Source organism: Nonomuraea sp. NBC_00507 (assembly GCF_036013525.1).
In the GTDB taxonomy this organism is placed as follows: domain Bacteria; phylum Actinomycetota; class Actinomycetes; order Streptosporangiales; family Streptosporangiaceae; genus Nonomuraea.
Window position 1 is genome coordinate 8,139,892 of the sequence record NZ_CP107853.1, and the last position, 23,816, is coordinate 8,163,707.

Genomic DNA, 23,816 nt, shown 5'->3' on the forward strand with positions numbered 1-23,816 from the left:
GCACTAAAGGTAATCCAGCAGCAGCCGCGCGATCTCCTCCGGCCGTTCCAGGGCGGGCAGATGCCCGGCCCAATCCAGCTCCACCAGCCGCCCCTGCGGCAGCTCGCCGGCCAGGTGCCGGGCACACCGCAGGAACCACTCCAGGTCGTGCGCCCCGACCACCACCAGCGCCGGAACGCCGATCGCCGCCGGCGTGAGCTCGGTCTCCACCTGCTCCGGCTCAGGGTCGGCGGCCAGCTGCAGCTCGTACGCGTTCCGCTGCATGGCCGCCAGCCGCTCCCGGGCCGCGGCCGGCGCGTGCGGCCCGAGCAGGGTGCGCACGGTCAGCCCGGCCGCACCGTCGAGGTCGCCCGCCTCCAGCAGCCGACCCTCCTCCGACCAGTACGCCCGCACGTCGGAGGTCGGCGGCACGCCGGCGACGGGATTGAGCAGCACCAGCCGGTCGGCGAGCCCGGCCGCCGCCAGCTCCAGCGCGACCCGGGTGCCGCCCGACGAGCCGACCAGCGCCGCCCGGCGCACGCCCAGCCCGGCCAGGACCTCGGCCACGTCCGCCGCGTCACTGTAGGGGGCCTCGGCCCGGTACGGGGTGCGGCCGTACCCGCGCAAGTCCACCGTGATCACCCGGAACCGCTCGGCCAGGGCCTCCACCTGCCCCTGCCACATACCGGAGTCGGCCGCCGTCGAATGCAGCAGCACCACCGGCTCACCCGCGCCGTGCTCTGCGTACCAGATCGTCACCGCGACTCCACCACCAGCCGCACGCCCAGCCCGATCAGCACCACGCCGGAGATCTGCTCCAGCCGGCGCCGCACCGCCGGGCGGCCCAGCCAGTCCTTGGCCTTGGCCACCGCCCAAATGAGCAGCCCGTACCAGAGCAGGTCGATGAGCACCCACACGACGGCCAGCGTCACCAGCGTGACCGGCACGTTCTGCCCCGCCGGGACGAACTGCGGCAGGAACGACATCGCGAACACCGCCGCCTTCGGATTGGCCAGGCACGTCCCGACTCCCGCCAGGTACGCCCCGCGCCACCCCGGCGCCGTGGCCACCTCGGCAGGCGGCGCCCCCTTGCGGGCCTGCCAGAGCGCCTGCGCGCCCATCACGACCAGCACCACGGCGCCGATCACCCGCATGACGTCGTAGGCCACCTGGGAGGCCACCAGCAGCGCCGACAGCCCGAAGGCCGCGGCCAGGCCCCACAGCAGGATGCCGGTCTCGTTGCCCAGCGTGGCGGCCATGCCGCTGCCGCGACCGGCCCGCAGGGTCTGGCGGAGGATGATGGCGGTGCTGACCCCGGGCACCATGGCCACCAGGACGCACGCGCCCGCGAACGCGAGAAGATACATGCCGGGCATCCTGGCAGAACACCGCCCCGGAACGCGCCCGGATTCTTCAGCCGTAGAGCTTGCTCAGCTCGGCGACCGCCTCCCGCATCATCGTGCGCAGCTCCGGCGGCTCCAGCACCTCCACGTCCGCCCCCATGCGCAGCAGCAGCCACCGCGCGTGCGTGATCGACTCCACCGGCAGGGTGAGCGTGACCCAGCCCTCCGGATCGGGCTCCCCGGCCGCCGCCAGGGCGGCGTCGACGACGTCGCGGCCCATCGTGTACGCCAGCAGCTCCTCCCGTCCGGGGGCGAGCTTGACGACGGCCTCGGCGGTGTACATCCGCTCGCGGAACTCCTTGGCGTACGCGCTCCAGAACGCGCCCAGCTCGAACCCCTCAGGCCGCGGGAAGTGCCCCGGCAGCGTCTCCAGCGTCAGGACGCGCGCCACCCGGTAGGTGCGCGGCGAGCCGTCCGGCGGAGCGGCCACCAGATACCAGGAGCCGCCCTTGAGCACCAGCCCGAACGGGTGGATCACCCGGTCGACCTCCTGCTGCCCCCAGCGGCGGTAGGTCATGTGCAGCGGCCGCTGCTCCCACACCGCCTCGGCCACCTCGCTCAGATGCGGCACGTCGTCGCCCGAGCGATACCAGCTGGGCACGTCCAGCAGGAACCGCTCCCGGATGCGGGAGGCGTGCGAGCGCGGCTCGGGCGGCAGCGCCGCCAGCAGCTTCAGCTCCGCGGTGGCCGCCACCTCCGCCAGCCCCAGCTCCGCCGCCGGCCCCGGCAACCCGGCCAGGAACAACGACGACGCCTCCTCGGCGGTCAGCCCGGTGAGCCTGGTGCGGTAGCCGTCCAGCAGCTGATATCCGCCCACCGGCCCGCGATCGGCGTAGACCGGCACGCCGGCCGCCGACAGCGCCTCCACGTCGCGGTAGACCGTACGGACCGACACCTCCAGCTCGGCGGCCAGCTCGGGCGCGGTCATGCGGCCGCGCGTCTGAAGCAGCAGGAGGAGGGAGAGCAGGCGGCTGGCGCGCATACCCGCCATTGTATTGCGCACATAAGTCGTGTTTGTATGAACACGTGGAACGTTTGCAATCCATCATGAACGCCTTGCGCGCGCAGGACAGCGTCTCGGTCGCCGAGCTGGCCGCCGAACACGGCGTGTCGGAGATGACAATCAGGCGTGACCTCGACGAGCTCGCCCAGCAAGGGGTGGTGCGGCGGGTCAGAGGCGGCGCGCTGTCGCTGCTGCTGCGCGGTGAGGAGCCGCCGTTCGGCGTGCGCGAGCGCGAGGCGGTGGAGGCCAAGAGGCGCATCGGCGCCGAGGCCGCCGCCCTGCTCGCCGACGGCGAGGCGGTGGTGCTGGATGGCGGCACGACAGCACTGGACGTAGCCCGCGCCCTGGCCGATCGCCGGCTGACCGTGCTGCCGCTGGCCCTGCAGGCGGTCTCGCTGCTGGCCGCCGCGCCCCGGGTGCGGCTGGTGCTGCCCGGCGGCGAGGTACGCAAGGGCGAGCTGAACGTCATGGGGCCGCTGACCGAGAGCTCCATCAAGGCGCTGCGGTTCGACACGGCGGTCATCGGCTGCTGCGGGCTGTCGGCCGAGCACGGCCTGACGGCGCACGATCTGCCCGAGGTCGCGGTCAAGCAGGCGGCCATCGCCGCGGCCAGGCGGGTGATCGTGGTGTGCGACTCCGGCAAGTTCTCGCGTACGGCGTTCGGCGCGGTCTGCCCGATCTCGCGGCTGGACGTGGTGGTGACCGACTCCGGCATCCCCCGGGAGCAACGGGACGCCCTGGTGGCGGCGGGCGTGGCGGTCAGGGAGGTCGCCGCCGCCGGGGAGACCGGATGAGACGTCCGCAGGACGGCCGGACGAGCCGCTTCAGCGGCGGCCCGATGGGGCGCGAACGCACGGCTGTCTACCTGCTGTTCTTCCTGGCGGGCGCGGCCATCGGCACGTGGACCGCCCGCATCCCCGCCATCAAGGAACGCCTCGGCCTCGGTGACGGCCACTTCAGCCTCGCCCTGCTGGCCATCGCCGCCGGCGCGATGATCGGCATGACGGCGGTGGGCCGCCTGGTGGACCGCCACGGCAGCCACCGCGTCATGATCCCCGCGGCCCTGGTGCAGGGCCTGGTCCTCGTCCCGTCCGCGTACGCGCCGGACCTCGGCGTCCTGGCCGGGACGCTGCTGCTGTTCGGGATCGCGCACGGGGTGCTGGACGTGTCCATGAACGCCAACGCCGTCGAGGTCGAGCGTGCCTGCGGGCGGCCGGTCATGTCGTCCTTCCACGCCGTCTTCAGCATCGGCGGGTTCGCCGGCGCCACCACCGGAGGCCTGTTCGCGCACCTGGCGCTGACGCCCGCGGCCACGTTCTGGACACTGGGGCTGGTCATCGCGGCGCTCGCGTGGTGGGCCGCGAGGTGGGCGCTGCGGCCGGTCCCCTCCGGTGCGTCGGCCTCGGCGGGCGGGAGCGGGCTGCCCAAGGGGACCCTGTTCCTGGGCGTGCTGGCGTTCTGCTGCCTGGTCGGCGAGGGGGCGGCGGCCGACTGGAGCTCCGTCTACCTGCGTGAGGACCTGGGCGCCTCGCCGGGGTTCGCCGCCGCCGGGTACGCCGCGTTCTCCCTCATGATGACCGCGGGCCGGCTGGCGGGCGACCGGCTGGCGGCCAGGTTCGGGCCGGTGCCGCTGGTGCGCTGCTGCGGGCTGCTGGCAGCCGCAGGACTGGGACTCGCCCTGCTCGGCGGGCATCCGCTGGCGGGCGTGGCCGGGTTCGGCTGCTTCGGGGCGGGATTGTCCTGCATCGTGCCGCAGGTGTTCTCGGCCGCGGGCCACCGGGACCCGGCCTTCGCCGGGCGGGCGCTGGCGCGGGTCGCGTCCATCGGATATCTCGGGTTCCTGTCCGGGCCCGTGCTCATCGGAGCGGCCGGCGAGGTGGCCGGCCTGCCGCGGGCGCTGGCCGTGCCGGCGCTGCTGGCCGCGTTCGTCGCCCTGACCGCCACGGCCCTGCGGACCCCTGCGGGCGAGCCCGTGCGCTGACCCCGTCAAGGGACCACCCGAAGGCACCACTGACCCGGCCGTCGTCTGCCGCTTCGAGCACGGCATCGTCACAGGCGCATGACACGCCTATCCAGCCGGGCATCCCACGTTTACCCTGTGTCCGTGCGAATGCGGCGTACGGAGACGGCATGAGCGGGCGATCACGGATCGGCCTGGCCGAGACCCTCGGTCAACTGCGGGCGGAGCTGGCCGAGGCGCAGGCGAAAGGGGCGGACGAGCGCCTGCGCTTCGAGATAGCCGAAGCCGAAGTGGAGTTCCAGGTGGCGGTGTCCCGCGAGGCCACGCCCGGAGGGAAGATCAAGTTCGAGGTGGTCGCGGTCGGCGGGGTGGAGCTGGGCGCGGACGGGAAGCTCGCCAAGGAGACGACCCACCGGATCACCCTGAAACTCGCCGTCAAGGACGGTGAGACCGGCCGCAACGCGGAGGTGGCGGACGCGGCTCCCCGCGGCTGGGGCGACTGATGGACCGGCGGTGCCTCGCCGACATCCGCGCGGGGACCGCCGAGGAGGTCACGCGCTCCGGCTCCGGCTACCGGATCGGGCCGCGGCTGATCCTGACCGCGCGGCACACCGTCGTGGCCGACGGCGTGGCGCTTCCGAAGATCGTGGTGTCCCTGGGGCACCCGCGAGATCAGCCGCCGACCCGCCATGACGCCACCCTGCTGGACTGGCGCGCCCCGGACGACGCCGACGTGGCGCTGCTGCTCATCGACGGCCCCGCCGGGCCCGCGAGCCCGGTCCGCTGGGGCCGGATGACCGGATCCGACCCGGTGGACTACACCGGATGGGGGTTCCCGCAGTTCGCCGGGTACGGAACGGACGACCGGCACGTGGAACAGCTCTCCGGTGTGATCAACCCCGATTCGATCGGAGCGAAGGGCGGCTTCCCCGTCGACCAGCGCGCCTTCCCCGATACCCCCGGACATCCCTGGCGCGGCGTCTCGGGGGCCGCGGTGTTCGGCGCGTCCGCCGGGCTGCTCATCGGCGTGGTCGTCTACGACGACACCGCCTTCGCCAACCGCCGGCTGCACATGATCCCGGTGACGGCGTTCTTCCACGACCCGGAGTTCGGGCGGCTGCTCCAGGCCGAGACCGGCCTGCGCCCGGCGCTCGAATCGGTCGAACTGCACGGCCTGTTACGGGGCGAGCCGATCGAGCCCCGCGCCGGGACCCCCGGCTCGCTGCTGGCCGCCGCCCGCGAGACGGTGCCGTTCCACGGCCGCGGGGAGCTGCTGGACGAGCTCGCCGGCTGGCGCGACGACGACCGGCCGTTCTCCCTCAAACTGATCACCGGGGAGGGCGGGCAGGGCAAGACCAGGCTGGCCGGGGAGCTGCTGAGGCGCACCCCCGCCCACTGGATCACCGGGTTCCTCGGCTCCTCCGACGACGACGCTGCACGCGTCCTGACCCGCAGCAACCATCCGGCGCTCATCGTGGCCGACTACGCCGAGGCCACCGCGCACCGCGTCGCCTCCCTGCTCGGCACGCTGCTCCAGACCCCGCCCAGGCGTAACGTCCGGCTCCTGCTGCTGGCCCGCACCGACGGCGCCTGGTGGGACAGCCTGCGCGGCCAGCTCGAACGCGAGACGCCGCACGCGCTGACCCCCGCCGTACGGCTGACGCAGCTGGCCGGGGATCGCGAGGAACGGCACGCCGAGTTCGACCGGGCCGCGGCGGCCTTCGCGACCCACCTCCTCCGCCTGCCCGGCCTGCCGCAAGCCGACTGGCCCGCCCTCGCCGACCGGGTCCGCTCCACCCCGCCCGACCTGGCCGCGGAGACGTTCGGCAACGCCCTCACCGTGCACATGGCGGCCATGAACGCCCTGCTCCGCGCGGCCGCGGAGCAGGAGCCCGCCACCGACCCCGAGCACGAGCTGGCCCACCACGAGCGTGCCTACCTGTACCGCCTCGCCGCGAGACGCAACCTGCTCCGGCCGGGGATCCTGTCCACCCGTCTCGACGACGACGAACGCCGAGCCGAGTCACTGCGCGCGCTGGACCGGGCCGTCGCCGGGATCATCCTGATCGGCCAGTCCGGATGCGACCCGGGCCGGGCGTCGTCCGTCGCCGCCCTGGCGAGCGAGCCGTACGCGGAGGAGGTGGTGCGCTGGCTGGCCGCCCTCTACCCGCCCTCCGAGCAGGACCGGAGCGAGGGCAAGGTGCTCGGTCCGCTCCAGCCCGACCGCCTGGCCGAACGCCTCCTCGGCCAGATCCTGGCCGAGTCCGAAGACGGCCTGCTCACCCGGATCGCCGCCCTCGCCCAGGACGGCGAGAGCGCCTCAGACGTGCTGCACGTGCTCGCCCGCACGGCCGAGCGCCCGCTCTTCCGCCCGGCGACCGACGCCCGCATCGAGCAGTTGATCACGGACCTCCCGGCGCCCTACGCAGAGGAGGCGCAGCTCGTCGCCCTCTACGTCGACCGCCCCGACCCACTGCTCGGCGGGCTGGCCAGGCTCGGCGACAGGGATCCCGCCGAGCTCAAGCGCCGGCTGTGGGCGGTCGCCGATTTCTTCCCGACAGGCGCGGTCAGCATGCTGTGGGGCGGCCTCTACCTCGCGGAGCTGCAGAGCCTCCTCTTCGGTGAGCTGGCCGAGACGGACCGGGACGCCTATCTCGCCGACCTGGCCCGCTCCCTCATCAATCATGGCTCCCGGCTCGGCAACACCGGCCAGCACGCCGAAGCGCTCGCCGTCAGCGAGCAGGCCGTCCGGCACTGCCGCGAGCTGGTGGCGCTGGACCACTCCGCCCATCTCCACGACCTGAGCACCGCACTCCTCAACCACGCCAGTCACCTGTCGAACAACGGTCGCAGGGCCGAGGCTCTCACCGTCAGCGAGGAGGCCGTACGGCTCCGCCGGGAGCTGTCCGGCCGCGGACTCGACAGCGACCTCTTCAACCTGACCTTCGCGCTGAGCAATCACACGGCCTACCTGGCGGAGGTCGGGCGATTCACCGAGGCCCTTCCCCTCGCCGAGGAGGCCCTGCGGCTCCGGCGGCAGCTGGCCGAGCGCGACCGCGACCGCTACCTCCCCGAGCTGGCCTCGCTGCTCAGCGAGCACTCCATCACCTTGACGGCCATCGGCCGCTTCACCGAAGCCGGCGCCGCCAGCGCGGAGGCCGTCCGGGTCTACCGCGAGCTGGTCCCCGCCGACGAGGACGTCTTCCTGCCCGGCCTGGCGAGGGCGTTGAACCACCACGCCATCGCCCTCATGGGGGCCGGCCGGTCCGGCGAGGCTTTCGCCGACCTCGACGAGGCCACCCGCCACTTCCGCCACCTGGCCGAGCTCAACCGCTCCGTCTTCCTCGACGAGCTGGCCATGACACTGACCAATCACGCCAGCTGCCTGGCGGAGACCGATCGCCCCCACGAGGCCGTCACCGTCGGCGAGGAGGTCATCCTCATCTACGGCGAGCTGGTCGAGTTCCACCGGGAGGGTTATCTCCACCGCCTGGCCAAGGTGGTGATGAACCAGGCCGACTCGCTGATGGCGGCCGGACGAACGGAGGAGTCGGTGGCGGTCGGCCGGCAGGCCGTCGGCCACCTCCGCGAGATGACCGCGATCGACCGCGACGGGTTCCTCGCCGACCTGGCCGGCTCGCTGGCCAGGCAGGCCGGCCACGAGGCCGAGGCCGGCCGGCCCGCGGAGGCGGCGGCCAGCGCCGAGGAGGCGGTCCGCCTGTTCAGGGAGCTGGTCGAGGTGGACCGCGAAGCCTTCCTCGCCGATCTCGTTCTGGCGCTCGCGTTCTACCTCGACGACCTGGCCAAGCCGGAGGAGCGACTCGCGATCAGCGAAGAGCTCGTCCGGCACCGCCGGGATCTGGCCGACCGCGACCGTGATCGCTACCTTCCCGACCTGGCCATCTCGCTCGGCAACCTCGCGATCGCCCTCGCCGGCGCCGGACGGTACGCCGAGGCCGTCCCCCAGGGCGAGGAGGCGGTCCGGCTCTGGCAGGAGCTCGTGGATCAGGACCGGGACGCGAACCTCCCCGACCTGGCCATTTCCCTCGGCAACCTCGCGTCCAGCTACTCCAGGACCGACAGCCACGCCCAGGCCGTCGCCGCCGGTGAGCAGGTCGTGCGCATCCAGCGCGAGCTGGCCGTACCGGCGGACCTGGCCAGGGCCCTGGGCCGACTCGCCACCTTCCTGTCGAAGGCGGACCGCCATGAAGAGGCCATCGAACGGCTGCGCGAGCTGACCGAGCTGGACCGCGCCACCGGCCTGCCCCACCTGGCCCGCGCCCTGACCAGCCACGCGACCCGGCTCACCGACGGCGGCCATCCCGCCGACGCCCTCGCGGTGAGCGAGGAAGCGGTGCGGCTCTGCCGCGAGATGGCGCAGCCCCCTGACCTCGCCATCGCGCTGAACAACCACGGGAACCGGCTCGCCGACGTCGGTCGCTTCGCCGAGGCCGTCTCGGCCGGCGCGGAGGCCGTGCGGCTCCGGCGGGAGCTGGCCGAGCCCGACGGGGTCACCTACCTGGCCGAGCTGGCGTCGGCGCTGAACAACCAGGCCGGCCACCTGGCGGGGGCGGACCGTCCCGGCGACGTCCCCGCGATCAGCGAGGAGGTCGTCCGCTGTTACCGGGAGCTGGCCGAGCTCGACCCCGGCACGTACCTTCCCGACCTGGCCACCTCGCTCAGCAACCACGCCAACTCGCTGGCGGAGGCGGGCCGCCTCCTCGAGGGCGTCGCGGCGGGCGAGGAGGCCGTACGCCTCCACCGCGGGCTGGCCGGCAGCGATCGCACCCGCCATCTCCGCGACCTTGCCATGGCCCTCAACGACCTCGCTCTGCGTCTGGCCGACACCGGCAGGATCGCCGAGGCGCTGCCGGCCAATGAGGAGGCCGTCCGGCTCCACCGCGAGCTGGCCGAGCTCGACCTGGACGCCTCGCTGCCTTTTCTGGCCGGCTCGCTGCTCAACTTCACAGTCCACCTGGCACAGGCGGGCCGCCCGGACGAGGCCCTGCCCGTCGGCGAGGAGTCCGCACGGCTCTACGAAGCGCTGATGGAGGTCGATCCCGACGCGCACGTCTTCGAATATGCGCAAAGCCTGGGAGCGTACGGATCCGTGCTGGTCATGGCCGGGCACCATCGAGAGGCCGTCATGCCGCTGGTGGCCGCGTTCGGCGTGGGCCAGCAGCTGCCCGACGCGGACCAAACTCTGTATCCGGCCCTCATCAACGATCTGACGGTGGCCTACCGGGGCGATCCCGAGGGGGTGGTCGCCGAGTACGAGGCAATCACCGGTGAGGCGTTCCCCGGCTGGATCCGATGATCGCGCGGTCATCGGCCCCCCTCGCGGTTGTCAGCCGAACTGCTGCCAGCCCAGCCTGACCACCAACGCCGCCACGACGCACACCAGCACGATCCGTACGAAGGCCGCGCCCCGCTTCAGCGCCATCCGCGCGCCGAGCTGGGCGCCGGCCACGTTGCACACCGCCATCCCAAGGCCCAGCGTCCACTGCACGTGCCCCTGCAGCCCGAACACCACCAGCGCGCCGACGTTCGTCCCGATGTTGATGATCTTCGCAGAGGCCGACGCCGAGACGAAGTCCAGCCCGAGGATGGTGGTGAAGGCGATGATGAGGAACGTTCCCGTGCCCGGCCCGATGATGCCGTCATAGAACGCGATCCCCACCCCGGCCGCCGCTACCGCGGCCAGCACCCTGGCGTTGGTACGCAGGTGCGGCCGCGGCACTGACCCGAAGGACGGGCGCAACGTCACGAACGCCGCCACCGCCAGCAGCACCACCATGATGGCCGGGCGCAGCACCTCAGCGGAGATCGCCGCCGCGGCCCACGCCCCCAGGCCCGCGCTCAGCACGGCCAGACCCGCGCCGGGGATCGCCACCTGGCGGTCGACCTTGGTCGAGCGGGCGTAGGCCACAGCAGCCGACGTGGTGCCGAAGACGGACGACAACTTGTTGGTGGCCATCGCCTCCACGGTGGGCATGCCGATGATCATCAGGGCGGGCAGCTGCAACAATCCACCGCCGCCCACGACGGCATCGACCCACCCGGCGCCCGCCGCTGCGACCAGCAGCACCAGGACCTGCTCCAGCGGCACGCCACTCCCCCGATTTCCCCCAAGAAACCCCAAGAGTGTACAAGTGCCGCATTAGCCGCCTGTTGCCGCCCTACCTCATGGTCACCAAAAGGCCCGCTATCGCCTCGCCGCCGTGTCCGCGCCAACGCCCAACGCGGCGGCAAGGCACGACTCGACGGCACGCGCCGTGCGCGGACGGCGGCGGCACAGGTGCCGGCACCGCGGACACGGGCGGTGAGCCGATCAGGCGTCCATGGCCAAGGCCTGGAGCAGACCGGCGGTCAAGGCAGCACGTTCGATCATGCCCTCCACGCTGATGTGCTCGTGCCGCGCATGCGCCCCCGCTCCGACGGCGCCCAGGCCATCCAGGACGGGCACGCCCAGCGCGGCGGTGAAGTTGCCGTCGCTGGCCCCGCCGACCGAGCACTCGCACAGGTCGAGGCCCATGTCGAGGGCCACCTCACGAGCCAGGGAGAACAGGCGCGCCGTACCCGGCCCGCGTTCCATGACAGGACGGTTCCATGCCCCGCGCACCGCGACGGACGCCCGCGGGTCATGGGGTCGCAGGCCGGCCAGGGCGGCGTCCACCCGCTCGGCCTCGGCCCGGCTGGCGACGCGGACATCCACCTCGGCCCGCGCCGCACCGGCGACCACATTGGAACCGGTGCCACCCGAGACGACGCCCACATTGACCGTCGTGCCCGCGCCGGGGTCGGCCAGGTCGTGCAGCCACCGCACGGCCCTGGCCAGCTCGTCGATCGCACTGGCGCCCTTGGCCGGCTCGAGCCCGGCGTGCGCCTCCACGCCGGTAAAGGTCAGATGGAAGATGCCCACCCCCTTACGCGCCGTCTTCAACGCCCCCTCCGCGCTGGCCTCGAACACCAGCACGGCGGCCACATCCCGAGCCGCCTCCTCGATCAACGGCCGTGAGGCAGGGCTGCCGATCTCCTCATCGCCGTTGAGCAGCAGCCGCAGCGGCGGGCGCGGCAGCCCCGCGGCCTCCAGCGCGCGCAGCGCCCACACGAGCTGGACCAGGCCCGCCTTCATGTCGAACACGCCGGGCCCGGTGGCCCGGTCGCCGTCGAGGGTGAACGGCCAGGAGCGCAGCGTCCCCGCCGGCCAGACCGTGTCGTAGTGGGCCAGCAGCAGGACCGGGGCGCCACCCCGGCCCGGGTAGTCGTTGATGCGGACGTCCCCGTAGACGCCGCCGTCACCGCGGCCGCCGACGTCGCCGAGCACACCGCCGTCGATCCGCCGGGTGGCCGCCGGCGGGCCGAGCCGGGCCTCCAGGTAGCCATCGAGCCAGTCCAGGGCCGCATCCAGCAGCGCCTTGTCGTTGCTGGGCGTCTCGAGCGACACGTACGCGGCCAGATCGGTGAGCATCTCGGCACGGCACCCGCCGATCCAGGCGCGCAGTTCCCCGGCCTCTACCTCGTGCTCCACGGTCATCAGGCGACCTCCAGGTCGGCGAGGCGAGGCTCGCCCATCGGTCCGCGCCCGGCCTGGACGTCGGCCCCGGGCGGCACGACGGCAGCGCGCCGGCCCCGGCGGCCTCGGCCTCGGCGAAGACGGGCGCGGTGGGGGGTGGAATCGGACGGGAGGGCGGCGGACGACGATGTCGCGCCAGATGACGCCGGAATCCTTCGGCAGGGTACGCAGCCACGCCGCCGGACGATCCGTCGCCCCCTGTCATACCCGCTCCGGGCCCCCGACTAGACCCGAGCAGACCCACGGCCGCACGACCGGGCACGACCTGGCCACGCCTTCCGCACCTGCCGAACGGCTCACCGAGCGACCGATCCGAGCCACCGATCCCGAGCCACCGGTCCGAGCCACCGGCGCCACGCCCATGCGAGCCGCTCATCACGCCACTGGCAGCGCACGGTGCCCGCCGCGATCCGAGCGGCGTACGCGCCGCACCATGGCGAAGGCGGCGCGCCCGGAGCACGGGCGCGCCGCCTTGGGCGGGAACGAGGTCAGTGAGCCGGAGCCAGCGTGCGCTTCCTCGAGGCGTAGATGTCGTCCACCAGCCCGTAGGACCGCGCCTGCTCAGCGGTGAAAATGCGATCCCGTTCGATGTCCTTCCTGATCTCCAACGGCGACCGTCCCGTGTGCCGGGACAAGATCTCCTCCTGCTGGTCACGCATCCGCAGGATCTCCCTGGCGTGGATCTCCAGGTCGCTGCCCTGCCCGCGCCCGCCCTCGGTCGCCGGCTCGTGCAACAGCACTCGGGCGTGCGGGAGCGCGGCCCGCTTGCCCTGCGTGCCCGCCGCGAGCAGCACGGCGGCCGCCGAGGCCGCCTCGCCGATGCAGACCGTGTGGATCTCCGGCCGGACGAACTGCATCGTGTCGTAAATGGCGGTCATCGAGGTGAACGACCCGCCCGGCGAGTTGATGTAGAGATTGATGTCCTGGTCGGGATCGATCGACTCCAGCGTCAGCAGCTGCGCCATCACGTCGTTGGCCACAGTGTCGTCGATCGGCGCGCCCAGGAAGATCACCCGGTCCTCGAACAACTTGTTGTACGGGTTCATCTCCTTGATCCCGTACGACGTCCGCTCCGTGAACGACGGAAGCACGTAACGCCCGCTCATCTCAGTTCATCCCCTCGGCGATGTGATCGACGATTCCGTAGTCCAGGGCCTCCTGGGCGGTGAACCAGCGGTCGCGGTCGGAGTCGGCCTGGATCCGCTCCAGCGGCTGGCCCGTGTGGCGGGCGATGATCTCAGCCATCCGCCGCTTAGTGTAGATCATGTTGTCGGCCTGGATCTGGATGTCGCTGGCCGAGCCGCCGATGCCGCCCAGCGGCTGGTGCATGACGACGCGGGAGTTGGGCAACGCGTAACGCTTGCCCTTCGCGCCCGCCGTCAGCAGCAGCTGTCCCATGGACGCGGCGAACCCCATCGCCACCGTCGCCACGTCACACGGAATGAACTGCATCATGTCGTAGAGCGCCATCCCGGCGGTCACCGAGCCGCCCGGGGAATTGATGTAAAGGGTTATGTCGCGTTTAGGGTCCTCGGCCGCCAGCAATAGGAGCTCCCCGCAGAGCCGGTTGCATATCTCGTCGTCGACCTCCTGGCCGAGGACGACGATGCGTTCCTTCAGCAGACGCTGGCTGAGCTGGTCAGGCCAGGCGGCGCGCTGGGTCTCCGTCATGACGGTCGCCTTTCTGTGCGGGTATTTCTGTGAAAGACGCTAGACCGGGACGCGATGAATGAAGGAATCTTTTCGCTGGTGGCGCATTTCTCTAATGGCGCATTCCACCGAGAGCGAATTTCTCTCGACAGGCAATCGCGGATGTGCCGGGGCGGTCAGCGGATGCCGCCGCGGCGCATGAGCTCCGCCGCCGGCAGCAGGGTGGCCTCGGCGGCGGTCAGGCCGGTGGCGGCCAGCACGCGGTCGACGAGCCGCAGCCCCACTGCGTACCCCGCCATGTCGGGAATGCCGCGAGGCTCCTGCCCGAAGTTCCGCACAGCGGTGTCCCCCAGCACGTACGCCGACGTGTGCCGCATCCCCTCCAGGTCGAAGTCCGCCATGATCAGCTCGTACGCCCGGTCGAACGCCTCCCCCGTCACCATCGACGACCACGGCCCCATGGCCTCGGGCCCCGACAGCTCCCGCACGAACGCCTCGGCCAGCCCTTCGGCCAGCACGTGCTCGCCCACGGTCACCGTGACCGGGTTCCACTCGACGTTGGTGAAGCGCACGTTGTGGTGGAACTCGTGCACCGCGCAGTGCGCGATCCTGCCGATCACCTCCTCCGACGGCCAGGCCAGCAGATACAGCCATCCGGGCGAGCCGCCCATGCCGTAGTAGCCGCCGGTGATCTTCATCAGATGCTCGTCGTCGGGATTGCCCAGCACGAACATGACCTGCAGCGAGTCCGCCTGCTTGGCCTCGCGGAGCGCTTCGGAGGCGCGTTCCAGCTCGCGCCGCACCTGACCGAGCACGTCGGCCTCGATCATGCGCCGGACGGCGGGCAGGTAGCGCGGGTCGTCGGCGTCGACCCGGAAGCCGCCGCCCTGGTGGTGGATGCCGACGATGTCGCCGGGCACCGGGATCGCCGAACGCATGGGCGCCAGCATCTCCCGCAGCGCCTCGGGCCGGTCCTCCAGCGGCTTCTCGAGCAGGCCGGCCATCGCCGCGAGGGTGTCGTGAACGATAAATTCCATGACGAGGACGCTAAAGCCTCACGCCACGTGAGGCTCAAGCGCAATTCACCTGACTCCGCCGCCGGGAATTGTCCCGGCGAAGAAGCCGACTTACAGCGGTGACTCCTCGCCGGGCTCGTCCCCGGGCGTGCGGCCGGGCGTGGCCTGCCCGCTCTCGGTCGGCGAGGGCGACGGAGACGGCGAGGGCCGCGGCTCCGGCGTCTCCGGGGTCGGCGGCGGCGTCGGCACGAACACCGTCGGCGGCAGCTGCCTGGGCTGCGGCTCGCTGTCACGCCTGCCGAACAGCAGCAACAACAAGATGGCCGTGACCAGCAGCAACAGCAGCGCCAGCGCCAGCGCGGCCATCAGCACCCGCCGGCGCGTCTCGGTCAGCGGCCGGCGCTGCCTGGTCGGCCCCGGCAACGCCGGCGCGCGGTCGGTCAGCCAGTACGGGACAAAGTCCGGGCCGTGCGCCTGCCCGATCAGCGTGCCGCCCACCATGACCGGCTCCAGGAACCGCTCGGCCCCGGGCTGGCCGGGCGTGTACGGCACCGCCACCCACGGCGCGCGCCCCTGGTCGCTGTCCAGCACCGCGGGCATGCCGTCCAGCACCGCGCCCCGCTGCCGGGAGCCACGAGCCAGCCAGCCGCGCACCCCGGACCGCCCGCCGGCCGCCTCCCTGATCCCGGTCACGAACCGCTCACGCGCCGCGGCATCGAACGCGGCCCCCCGGGTCAGCACGGCCAGCGACACCGCGCGGCCGTCGGGCCCCTGGCCCAGGTACACGAAACCGGCGGGCGCCTGATGCAGGCGCGCCTGGACCACGTAGCGCCCCAGCCGGGGCGGATCGCCGTACTGCAGCGGACTTGCCACGTTTGCCATGAAAGCACAGACGTGGCGTCGTGCACGTTTGCGGCGTGTTTGGTGGAATGAGGTCATGAGCGTCGCCGAAGAGCTGCCAGGCGGAGGAGACGCGGCACTGCTGCGTCAAAGTCTCGACGAGGTCCGGCGAGTCATCGTCGGCCAGGACCACATGGTCGAAAGGCTCATCGTGGCCCTGCTGGCGCGCGGGCACTGCCTGCTCGAAGGCGTCCCAGGCGTCGCCAAGACCCTCGCCGCCTCCACCCTGGCCACCGTCGTGGGCGGCACGTTCGCCCGGATCCAGTTCACCCCCGACCTCGTGCCGAGCGACATCGTCGGCACCCGCGTCTACCACCCCTCCAACGAGAAGTTCGACGTCGAGCTCGGCCCCGTGTTCGTCAACTTCCTGCTCGCCGACGAGATCAACCGCGCCCCCGCCAAGGTCCAGTCCGCGCTGCTGGAGGTCATGGCCGAGCGCCAGGTCACCCTGGCGGGCGTCACCCACCCGCTGCCCAAGCCGTTCATCGTGCTGGCCACCCAGAACCCCATCGAGTCCGAGGGCGTCTATCCACTGCCGGAGGTGCAGCGCGACCGGTTCCTGTTCCGGGTCCGCGTCCCGCACCCCAGCGCCCACGAGGAGCTGGAGATCCTGCACCGCATGAGCGTGACCCCGCCCGTGCCCGAACGCGTCCTGGACCCCGACAAGCTGCTGGCCCTGCAGGAGGCGGCCGAGCAGGTCTCAGTCCACCAGCTCGTCGCCGACTACGTCGTCCGGCTGGTCATGTCCACCCGCGCCCCCGCCGAGTACGGCCTGGCCGACCTGGCGGAGACCATCGAGATCGGGGTCAGCCCGCGCGCCACGCTGGGCTTGGTCGCCGCCGGGCGGGCCCTGGCCCTGCTGCGCGGCCGCGACTACCTGCTGCCCGACGACGTGCGCGACGTGGCCGTGGACGTCATGGGCCACCGGCTCATGCTCACCTTCGACGCCCTGGCCGACGGCGTCGACCCGGAGCAGGTCGTCAAGCAGATCCTGCACGCCGTACCCCCGCCTCTCGTGGTCTGGAACCAGAACCGTTGAGCCCGGGCACAGCTGAGCAAGCGCTGCGGCGGCTGGAGCTGACCGTCACCCGGCGGCTGGACGGGTTGCTGCACGGCGCGCACCAGGGACTGCTGCCCGGCACCGGCAGCGAGGCCGGCGACAGCCGCGTCTACGTGCCCGGCGAGGACGACGTGCGCCGCATGGACTGGAACGTCACCGCCCGCACCACCGTCCCCCACGTCCGCGACCTCATCGCCGACCGCGAGCTGGAGACCTGGGCTCTGGCCGACCTGTCGCCCAGCATGGACTTCGGCACCGCCGACACCGACAAGCGCGACCTGGTGATCGCCGCCGTCGGCGCCATCGGGTTCCTGTCCAGCCGCCTGGGCGACCGGTTCGGCGCGCTGGTCCTGCACGACGAGTACATCCACCGCATGCCCGCCCGCACCGGCCGCCCCGCCCTGTACGGGCTGCTGCACTCCCTCATGGACGCCCCCCGCGGCCGCGTCGTCCAGGACGCGCCCGACCTGGCCGAGGGCATCGAGGTGCTGTCGGCCAGCCGCCGGCGCCGCGGCATGCGCCTGGTCGTCTCCGACTTCCTCGACGCCCACCCCGACCTCGACCCCGACGCCGAACGCCCCTGGGAACGCCCCATCCGCCGCCTCGCCGCCCGCCACCAGGTCCTGGCGGTCGAGGTGATCGACCCGCGCGAGCTCGAACTGCCCGATGTGGGGCGGGTCGCGTTCACCGACCCCGAGACCGGGAAGGTACGCGAAGTGCACCTTTCGCCCAAAGTCCGGCAGGCGTACGCCGAAGCGGCCGCCCTGCAGCGCGAGGGCACCCGCCTGGCGCTGCGCCGCGCCGGAATCGCCCACCTGGTGCTGCGGACCGACCGGGACTGGGTGTTCGACGTCGCGCAGTTCGTGCTGCGCCAGCGCCGCACGGCTCACCTCGCCCATGCCCACAGGAAGGTGACATGACGTTCCTCGCCCCCTCGTGGCTGTGGCTGTTCCTCCTGGTCGCGCTCCTCGTGGCCGGATACGTCGCGGCGATGTTCGCCCGCCGCCGCTACACCGTGCGCTTCACCAACCTGGCCCTGCTCAACCTCGTCGCCCCCGCGGGACCCGGCTGGCGCCGCCACGTCGCCCCCGCGTTGTTCCTCGTCATGATGTCGTTCCTGGTCATCGGCGCCGCCAAGCCCGCCGACCAGGTACGCGTCCCCCGCGACCGCGCCACCATCATGATCGCCCTGGACGTGTCGCTGTCCATGGACGCCGACGACGTCCAGCCCAACAGGATCGCCGCCGCCAAGGCCGCCGCCCAGGCCTTCGCGCGCGAGCTGCCCGACCGCTTCAACGTCGGCCTGGTGTCCTTCGCCCGCTCGGCCAACGTCGTCATCTCCCCCACCACCGACCACCAGGCCGTGGTCGCCGCGATCGGGAACCTCACCACCCGCCCGGGCACCGCGATCGGCGAGGCCGTCTTCAACTCGCTCGACTCACTGCGCTCGTTCGACCAGCAGGCCGCCACCGACCCGCCGCCCGCCGCCATCGTGCTGCTGTCCGACGGCGACAACACCTCCGGCAGGTCCGTCAACGAGGCCATCGAAGCGGCCCAGCAGGCCCGCGTCCCGGTCTCCACGATCGCGTACGGCACCCAGGAGGGCACCGTCAACATCGACGGCCGCCCGGTGAACGTGCCGGTCAACAAGCAGACCCTGCAGTCGCTGTCCGACGGCACCAGCGGCCGCGCCTACGCCGCCGAGTCCGGCAGCGAGCTGCGCGAGGTCTACGAGCAGATCGGCACCTCGCTCGGCTACAAGCTGGTCAACCAGGAGATCACCCAGTGGTTCATCGTGGCCGCGATCCTGGCCGGGCTGCTGGTGGCCGGTGCGGCGGTCATGTTCGGCTCGCGCATCCCGTAACGTTTTGCCACGTGAGCAAAGGTAACGGGGCCCACTACTTCTCCGAGCGGCCGGAAAGCGCGAGCCGGCCGGGCTCGGTCGACCTGGTCCTGCCCGACCTGCACCTGCGGCTGGAGACCGACAGCGGCGTCTTCTCGCCGGAGCGGGTCGACATCGGCACCCGCGTGCTGCTGGAGACCGTCCCGCCGCCGCCGCAGGAGGGCGACCTGCTCGACCTGGGGTGCGGCTACGGGCCGATCGCGCTGACCATGGCCTCCCGGGCGCCCGAGGCCACGGTGTGGGCCGTCGATGTGAACCGGCGCAGCGTGGAACTGACCGAGCGGAACGCGCAAGCCGCCGGCCTTTACAAAGTAAGGTCAGTCCATATTGATGACATGCCAGATGACGTGAAATTTCGGGCTATCTGGTCCAATCCTGCGATCCGTATTGGGAAGCAGGCCCTGCACGACATGCTCACCAGGTGGCTGACCCGGCTGACGCCCGACGGCGTGGCCTACCTGGTCGTCCAGAAACACCTCGGCTCGGACTCCCTGCAACGCTGGCTCGGCGAGCAGGGCTGGCAGGCCTCCCGCGAGGCCAGCCGGGCCGCCTACCGCATACTGAAGGTGACCCGATGAGAAGGCAGCTGCGCCCCACCGACGTCAAACGGCTCAACCGCACCTGGCGCAGGCGGACGGAAAACCGGCTCGGCCTGATCATCGAGTCGGTCACCGGCCCGTTCAACATCGGCTCGATCTTCCGCAGCGCCGCCGCGTTCGGGGTGGACGAGATCTGGCTGGCCGGCAACGCCACCCCGCCCACCAACCCCAAGGCGGGCAAGACCGCGCTCGGCACCGACCGGCTGGTCACCTGGCACGAGCCGGTCCCTGCCACCGAGGCGGTCAAGGCCGCCAAGGCGGGCGGCTACACGGTGCTGGCCGTCGAGCTGACCGCCGAGGCCGTGCCGCTGCACAAGGCCGGCCTCGACCGCGACGTGTGCCTGGTGGTCGGCAGCGAGGACCACGGCTGCTCCCCCGCCCTGCTCGACGCCGTCGACGGCGTCTGCTACATCCCGCAAGTCGGCCGGGTCGGCTCCTTCAACGTCGCGGTGGCCGCCGCCATCGCCCTGGCGGAGGCCCGCCGCCAGGAGTGGGAGAATCTTGCTGATTCGTAACTGCAGCCTTCATCCCGGAAGGGCATACTTCTGGACGTGCTCAGCCGCCACTTCACCTTTCTCGACCATCCGGGCCCGCTCGCCTTCGCCCACCGCGGAGGCGCCGCGGAGGGCGCGGAAAACTCCGTCGCCGCCTTCGAGCGGGCTGTCGGGCTCGGCTACACCTACCTGGAGACCGACGCGCACGCCACCTCCGACGGCGTCCTGGTCGCCTTCCACGACCACACGCTCGACCGCGTGACCGACCAGCGCGGCCGCATCTCCGAGCTGCCCTACCGGGCGGTCAGGCAGGCCCGCATCGGCGGCGTCCACGAGATCCCGCTCATGGAGGACCTCCTGGGCACCTGGCCGGAGATCCGCTTCAACATCGACGTCAAGGAGGCGGCGGCCATCGCCCCGCTGGCCGAGGCGGTCAGGCGCACCAACGCCTACGATCGCATCTGCCTGACCTCCTTCTCCGATGAGCGCCTGATACTGGCCAGGGCGGCCATCGGCAGGGAGGTGTGCTCGGCGCTCGGACCGCGCGGCGTGGCCGCGCTGCGCGCCGCCGCCACCACCTCCGGCTACGGCCGGCTGCTGGCCCGCCTGTCGCGCGTCGGCATCCCCTGCGCCCAGGTGCCGGTGGGCTTCCGCGGCCTGCGCGTCACCACCCGCCGCCTGGTCCGCACCGCGCACGCCATCGGCATGCAGGTGCACGTGTGGACCATCAACGACCCCGCCCGCATGGAGCGCCTGCTCGACCTCGGCGTGGACGGCATCATGACCGACAACGTCACCGGCCTGCGCGAGGTGCTCGAACGCCGCGGCCAGTGGCATCCCCACGGAATGGCGGCCTGACAGACCATCCGGCGCTCACGGAGAATGACCACGTACGCGCTTACGCGCCGGCCGTGGTGACCAGCTTGATGAGGGCGTCGGCCGCCGGGGCCGAGGTGGCCGGGTTTTGCCTGGTGACCTGCTTGCCCCGCACCAGCGGCGTGCCGTCCTCGTTGACCGTGTGGCGCAGGACGCCGGGAGCGTGGCACACCAGAGCGAGTGGCTTGCCCGAGCGCAGGGTCGTCTCGATCAGGCGCGCGGAGTCGGTGTCCTCGGCCAGATCCCAGAGCGGGCCGTGGCCGCCGGGATAGAAGACCGTGTCGAAGTCGTCGGCCGAGACCGAGTCCAGACGCACGGTGTCCGCCAGCGCCGCGGTGGCCTCCGGGTCGGCCTCGAAGCGCCGGGTCTGGTCGGTCCGGAAGCCGGGTTCGTTGCTTTTCGGGTCCAGCGGCGGCCGGCCGCCCTGGGGCGAGGCGAGCACGGTCTCCCAGCCGGCCTCCTTGAAGCGGTAGTACGGCGCCGCCAGCAGAACCCGGTCTTACGGCCGGTGTCCCCCAGCTTGTCGTGCGAGGTGAGAACGATGAGAACCGTGCGGTGGATCTTGACCATGACGCTCGCGCCGAGTGTCACGGCAAGGCACGTGCCCTGACACTCTCCACGCTCTGCGTCTGCCGCCGCTGCTGCCAGCAGGCCATCAAACGCTCGGCGGCCGACTCGCCGGACCGCGCGAGGATGCGGTCCATGTCGGCGATGCAGTCCGCGAAGTAGCTCTTCAGCATCGCCGCGTAACCCTTGTGGGGGGCCAGTTCTGCTTGGAAGTCTTGCGCCTCGCGCTCGGTTGCGAACCGGCGCTCTCGTCACCGACCGGTCTCGTCCTGGTACGGGAGCCGCCACTTACGGCAGCATGCCTTGGCGGCGTGGGGACACGGCTTGCCGTTGCCCTGTACCTTCTTGATGGTTCCACGGCCTCGCCGAGTCATGGGTTTGAGTCCTTTCGCCGGGAAGGTGATCATTGTATGGTCATGGGCGCGACACGCGGATTTCAACGACGACCTGCGAAAATAGGCCGTGCGTCAAGCATGACCGACAACGTCACCGGCCTGCGCGACGTGCTCGAACGCCGCTGCCGGTGGCACCCCGGCAACCTGGCCGCATAAGAGGAGCAGCATGACCCTCCCCTCACCCCCCGCGCTCTTCGACGACTCTCCCGCCGCACGCAAACGCGAGCAATGGGGCTGGTACTTCTACGACTGGGCCAACTCCGCCTTCCCCACCACGGTGCTGACCGTCTTCCTCGGCCCGTATCTCATTACGATCGCGGAGAACGCCGCCGGCGGCGGACAGTACGTGGACGTGATCGGCTTCGACGTCCGGCCGGGCGCATACTTCTCCTTCGTCGTCGGGGTCGCCGCGATCCTGCAGATCGTGTTCATGCCGGTGGCCGGGGCGCTGGCCGACCACACCGGGCGCAAGAAACAGCTGATGGGCTTCTTCGCCCTGCTCGGCGCGCTGGCCACGGTCTGCTTCTGGTTCGTCAGCGACGGCCGCTACATCCTGGGCGGTGCGCTGTTCCTCGTGGCCAACGTGGGCTTCGCGTGCGCCTTCGTCATCTACAACTCCTTCCTGCCTGAGATCGCCACGCCCGATGAGCGCGACAAGGTCTCCGGGATGGGGTGGGGGTTCGGCTACCTCGGCGGCGGACTGCTCCTCGCAGTCCATCTGGTGCTGTTCCTCCAGGCCGAGTCGTTCGGTCTGGACTCCGGGACGGCGGTGCGCATCGCGCTGAGCTCAGCCGGGCTGTGGTGGGGCGGATTCACGATCATTCCGCTGCTGCGGCTGCGCAACCGGCACGCCCTCGCGCCGCGCTCCGAGTCCGCGGGGCAGGCGATCGGTGGCACGTTCCGTCAGCTCGGCCGTACCGCCGCGGGGTTGCGCGCCTACCCGCTCACGCTGGCGTTCCTGGTGGGCTACCTGCTGTACAACGACGGCGTGCAGACGGTCATCTCGTTCTCCGCGACCTTCGCCGAGAAGGAGCTGCAGCTCGGCAAGACCGTGCAGATCGGCGCCATCCTCATGGTGCAGTTCGTCGCCTTCTTCGGCGCGCTGCTGCTCAGCTGGCTGGCCTCGCGCGTGGGCGCCAAGCGGGTGGTGCTGGGCGCCCTGGTGGCCTGGACGATCGTCGTCACGATCGCTTACTTCCTGCCCGCAGGTTCAGCTCTGGCCTTCTACGCCCTCGGCTTCGCCATCGCCATCGTCATGGGCGGCACGCAGGCGCTGTCGCGCTCGCTGTTCTCGCATGTCATCCCGAGGGGCAAGGAGGCCGAGTACTACAGCCTCTACGAGATCAGCGACAAGGGCTCGACGTTCCTCGGCTCGTTCACACTCGGCATGGCCTTCCAGATGTCGGGCAGCTACCGGCTGGCGATCATCTCGCTGATCGCCTTCTTCGTGCTCGGCGGCGCCATCCTGGCCGCGGTGAACCTGCCCAAGGCCATCCGCGCCGCGGGCAACCAGGTGCCCGAGAAGATCTAAGCCGGCGCGGCGAGCAGCATCGTGCCCGGCCCCTTCGCCGCACCGGGGCCGGGCACGGCCGTCACCGTGTTCGGGCATGGCCTCGCCGCCACAATGCGGGCAGATGACGACTGGGAAGCGGTCGTCGCTCCGGAACGAGAGCGCTGCTCTTGACATCAGTGCGCCATACCGAGAGCATTGCTCTCACAACAGAGCGACGCCCTCTTCAGGAGTACCCATGTCGATCCGGCTCACCGCCGCCGCCTTCGCGACCGGCGGCATCCTATTCCTCGTCTATCCGGCGATCCGCCCCTCCGGCGACGACGCCACAGCGATGGCCTCCACGGAATGGGTGATCGGGCACGCCGCCGCGATGGCCGGTTTCATTCTGCTCGGGTTGGCGGTGCTCGGCCTGCACCAGGTGCTCGGCGACCGGCTGTCGCTGCGGGCGGCGGTGGTGACGTGGATCGGCGCGGGCCTGACGCTGCCGTACTACGGCGCCGAGGACTTCGGGCTGAACGTGATCGCCAAGCGCTCGCTGCGCGACCAGGCGCCCGGGCTCATGGAGCTGGCGCAGGAGTTCAGGTATGGGCCGCTCGCGGTCACGATGTTCGCCGCCGGACTGCTGCTGCTCGGCGCCGGCACGGTCATGGCGGCGATCTCGGTGTGGCGCTCGCGCACGCTGCCCCGGTGGAGCGGGACGGCGCTGGCATTCGGGTTCGTGCTCTTCATCCCGCAGTTCTTCGGCCCGTATCCGCTGCGGATCGCACACGGCGCGCTCATCATGATCGGCGGGCTTTGGCTGGCCGGAGCCCTGGCGACGGCCCGGACCGGAGCGGAATCGGCACCCGCCTGAATAACCGAGGCCCCAACCGCGATTGGATCACCCCGCAGGTGGGAATCCCATCACGGTATCAAGCGTTAG

General features: G+C 71.6%; 23 protein-coding genes. 12 read left to right on the forward strand and 11 right to left on the reverse strand.

What is annotated here, in order from left to right:
- Window positions 1-3: 3 nt before the first annotated feature.
- Genes OHA25_RS39305 through OHA25_RS39315 form a run of 3 tightly spaced genes read right to left on the reverse strand, consistent with a single transcriptional unit; the run spans window position 4 to window position 2,364 of the window.
- Window positions 4-738 (reverse strand): alpha/beta fold hydrolase, encoded by a 735-nt coding sequence (locus tag OHA25_RS39305; protein ID WP_327581980.1) that lies wholly within the window; start codon window positions 736-738, stop codon window positions 4-6.
- Entirely contained in the window at window positions 735-1,346 is a 612-nt protein-coding gene (locus OHA25_RS39310) for a LysE family translocator (protein ID WP_327581981.1), read from the reverse strand. The genes OHA25_RS39305 and OHA25_RS39310 overlap by 4 nt, the downstream gene beginning before the upstream one ends.
- A gap of 46 nt (window positions 1,347-1,392) precedes the next feature.
- Window positions 1,393-2,364 (reverse strand): helix-turn-helix transcriptional regulator, encoded by a 972-nt coding sequence (locus OHA25_RS39315; protein ID WP_327581982.1) that lies wholly within the window; start codon window positions 2,362-2,364, stop codon window positions 1,393-1,395.
- A 44-nt stretch (window positions 2,365-2,408) separates the two neighbouring features.
- Between OHA25_RS39315 and OHA25_RS39320 the strand changes: the two genes are divergently transcribed.
- The 4 genes from OHA25_RS39320 to OHA25_RS39335 all read left to right on the forward strand — a co-directional run bounded on the left by OHA25_RS39320 (window position 2,409) and on the right by OHA25_RS39335 (window position 9,662).
- On the forward strand, window positions 2,409-3,179 hold the full coding sequence (locus OHA25_RS39320; RefSeq protein ID WP_327581983.1) for a DeoR/GlpR family DNA-binding transcription regulator: 771 nt from the start codon (window positions 2,409-2,411) through the stop codon (window positions 3,177-3,179).
- Window positions 3,176-4,366: an MFS transporter gene (locus tag OHA25_RS39325; RefSeq protein WP_327581984.1), complete on the forward strand. Its 1,191-nt coding sequence runs from the start codon at window positions 3,176-3,178 to the stop codon at window positions 4,364-4,366. Before OHA25_RS39320 ends, OHA25_RS39325 begins: the two co-directional genes overlap by 4 nt.
- Before the next feature lie 149 nt (window positions 4,367-4,515).
- Window positions 4,516-4,848 carry a trypco2 family protein gene (locus tag OHA25_RS39330; protein WP_305918803.1) on the forward strand — a complete coding sequence of 111 codons (333 nt, stop codon included), beginning with the start codon at window positions 4,516-4,518 and terminating at the stop codon, window positions 4,846-4,848.
- Complete coding sequence (locus OHA25_RS39335; RefSeq protein WP_327581985.1) at window positions 4,848-9,662, forward strand: tetratricopeptide repeat protein; 4,815 nt, start codon at window positions 4,848-4,850, stop codon at window positions 9,660-9,662. Before OHA25_RS39330 ends, OHA25_RS39335 begins: the two co-directional genes overlap by 1 nt.
- Before the next feature lie 30 nt (window positions 9,663-9,692).
- Here OHA25_RS39335 and OHA25_RS39340 read toward each other — a convergent pair whose 3' ends face one another.
- From OHA25_RS39340 to OHA25_RS39365, 6 genes are all read right to left on the reverse strand, one after another.
- A complete protein-coding gene (locus tag OHA25_RS39340) occupies window positions 9,693-10,454 on the reverse strand; it encodes a TSUP family transporter (protein WP_327581986.1) in 762 nt (253 codons plus the stop codon).
- A gap of 222 nt (window positions 10,455-10,676) precedes the next feature.
- The gene (locus OHA25_RS39345) at window positions 10,677-11,816 is read right to left on the reverse strand and encodes a M20 family metallopeptidase (protein ID WP_442942224.1); all 1,140 of its coding nucleotides are present in this window, start codon (window positions 11,814-11,816) and stop codon (window positions 10,677-10,679) included.
- Window positions 11,817-12,409: 593 nt separating this feature from the next.
- Window positions 12,410-13,027, reverse strand: a complete 618-nt coding sequence (locus OHA25_RS39350; RefSeq protein WP_305918806.1) for an ATP-dependent Clp protease proteolytic subunit — start codon at window positions 13,025-13,027, stop codon at window positions 12,410-12,412.
- A 1-nt stretch (window position 13,028) separates the two neighbouring features.
- Complete coding sequence (locus OHA25_RS39355; RefSeq protein WP_305918807.1) at window positions 13,029-13,592, reverse strand: ClpP family protease; 564 nt, start codon at window positions 13,590-13,592, stop codon at window positions 13,029-13,031.
- A 155-nt stretch (window positions 13,593-13,747) separates the two neighbouring features.
- Window positions 13,748-14,608 carry a DUF2268 domain-containing protein gene (locus OHA25_RS39360; protein WP_327581988.1) on the reverse strand — a complete coding sequence of 287 codons (861 nt, stop codon included), beginning with the start codon at window positions 14,606-14,608 and terminating at the stop codon, window positions 13,748-13,750.
- Window positions 14,609-14,698: 90 nt separating this feature from the next.
- Window positions 14,699-15,469, reverse strand: coding sequence for a hypothetical protein (locus OHA25_RS39365; protein ID WP_327581989.1), 771 nt, complete (start codon window positions 15,467-15,469; stop codon window positions 14,699-14,701).
- A gap of 55 nt (window positions 15,470-15,524) precedes the next feature.
- Here OHA25_RS39365 and OHA25_RS39370 point away from each other — a divergent pair, with 55 nt between their 5' ends.
- The 6 genes from OHA25_RS39370 to OHA25_RS39395 are packed head-to-tail and all read left to right on the forward strand — an operon-like array spanning window position 15,525 to window position 20,401.
- Window positions 15,525-16,526: an AAA family ATPase gene (locus OHA25_RS39370; RefSeq protein ID WP_327581990.1), complete on the forward strand. Its 1,002-nt coding sequence runs from the start codon at window positions 15,525-15,527 to the stop codon at window positions 16,524-16,526.
- Window positions 16,523-17,467: a DUF58 domain-containing protein gene (locus OHA25_RS39375; protein WP_327581991.1), complete on the forward strand. Its 945-nt coding sequence runs from the start codon at window positions 16,523-16,525 to the stop codon at window positions 17,465-17,467. The genes OHA25_RS39370 and OHA25_RS39375 overlap by 4 nt, the downstream gene beginning before the upstream one ends.
- A complete protein-coding gene (locus OHA25_RS39380) occupies window positions 17,464-18,411 on the forward strand; it encodes a VWA domain-containing protein (RefSeq protein WP_327581992.1) in 948 nt (315 codons plus the stop codon). Before OHA25_RS39375 ends, OHA25_RS39380 begins: the two co-directional genes overlap by 4 nt.
- Before the next feature lie 11 nt (window positions 18,412-18,422).
- Window positions 18,423-19,028, forward strand: a complete 606-nt coding sequence (locus OHA25_RS39385) for a class I SAM-dependent methyltransferase (RefSeq protein ID WP_327581993.1) — start codon at window positions 18,423-18,425, stop codon at window positions 19,026-19,028.
- Window positions 19,025-19,564 carry a TrmH family RNA methyltransferase gene (locus tag OHA25_RS39390; protein ID WP_327581994.1) on the forward strand — a complete coding sequence of 180 codons (540 nt, stop codon included), beginning with the start codon at window positions 19,025-19,027 and terminating at the stop codon, window positions 19,562-19,564. Before OHA25_RS39385 ends, OHA25_RS39390 begins: the two co-directional genes overlap by 4 nt.
- Before the next feature lie 36 nt (window positions 19,565-19,600).
- Window positions 19,601-20,401 (forward strand): glycerophosphodiester phosphodiesterase family protein, encoded by an 801-nt coding sequence (locus OHA25_RS39395; protein ID WP_327581995.1) that lies wholly within the window; start codon window positions 19,601-19,603, stop codon window positions 20,399-20,401.
- 40 nt (window positions 20,402-20,441) lie between these two features.
- Here OHA25_RS39395 and OHA25_RS39400 read toward each other — a convergent pair whose 3' ends face one another.
- A complete protein-coding gene (locus tag OHA25_RS39400) occupies window positions 20,442-20,861 on the reverse strand; it encodes a DJ-1/PfpI family protein (RefSeq protein ID WP_327581996.1) in 420 nt (139 codons plus the stop codon).
- Between the two features lie 145 nt (window positions 20,862-21,006).
- The gene (locus OHA25_RS39405) at window positions 21,007-21,159 is read right to left on the reverse strand and encodes a hypothetical protein (protein WP_327581997.1); all 153 of its coding nucleotides are present in this window, start codon (window positions 21,157-21,159) and stop codon (window positions 21,007-21,009) included.
- A 388-nt stretch (window positions 21,160-21,547) separates the two neighbouring features.
- Between OHA25_RS39405 and OHA25_RS39410 the strand changes: the two genes are divergently transcribed.
- Both OHA25_RS39410 and OHA25_RS39415 read left to right on the forward strand, forming a co-directional pair.
- Window positions 21,548-22,912 carry an MFS transporter gene (locus OHA25_RS39410; RefSeq protein WP_327581998.1) on the forward strand — a complete coding sequence of 455 codons (1,365 nt, stop codon included), beginning with the start codon at window positions 21,548-21,550 and terminating at the stop codon, window positions 22,910-22,912.
- Between the two features lie 217 nt (window positions 22,913-23,129).
- Window positions 23,130-23,747, forward strand: coding sequence for a hypothetical protein (locus OHA25_RS39415; RefSeq protein WP_327581999.1), 618 nt, complete (start codon window positions 23,130-23,132; stop codon window positions 23,745-23,747).
- Window positions 23,748-23,816: the final 69 nt, after the last annotated feature.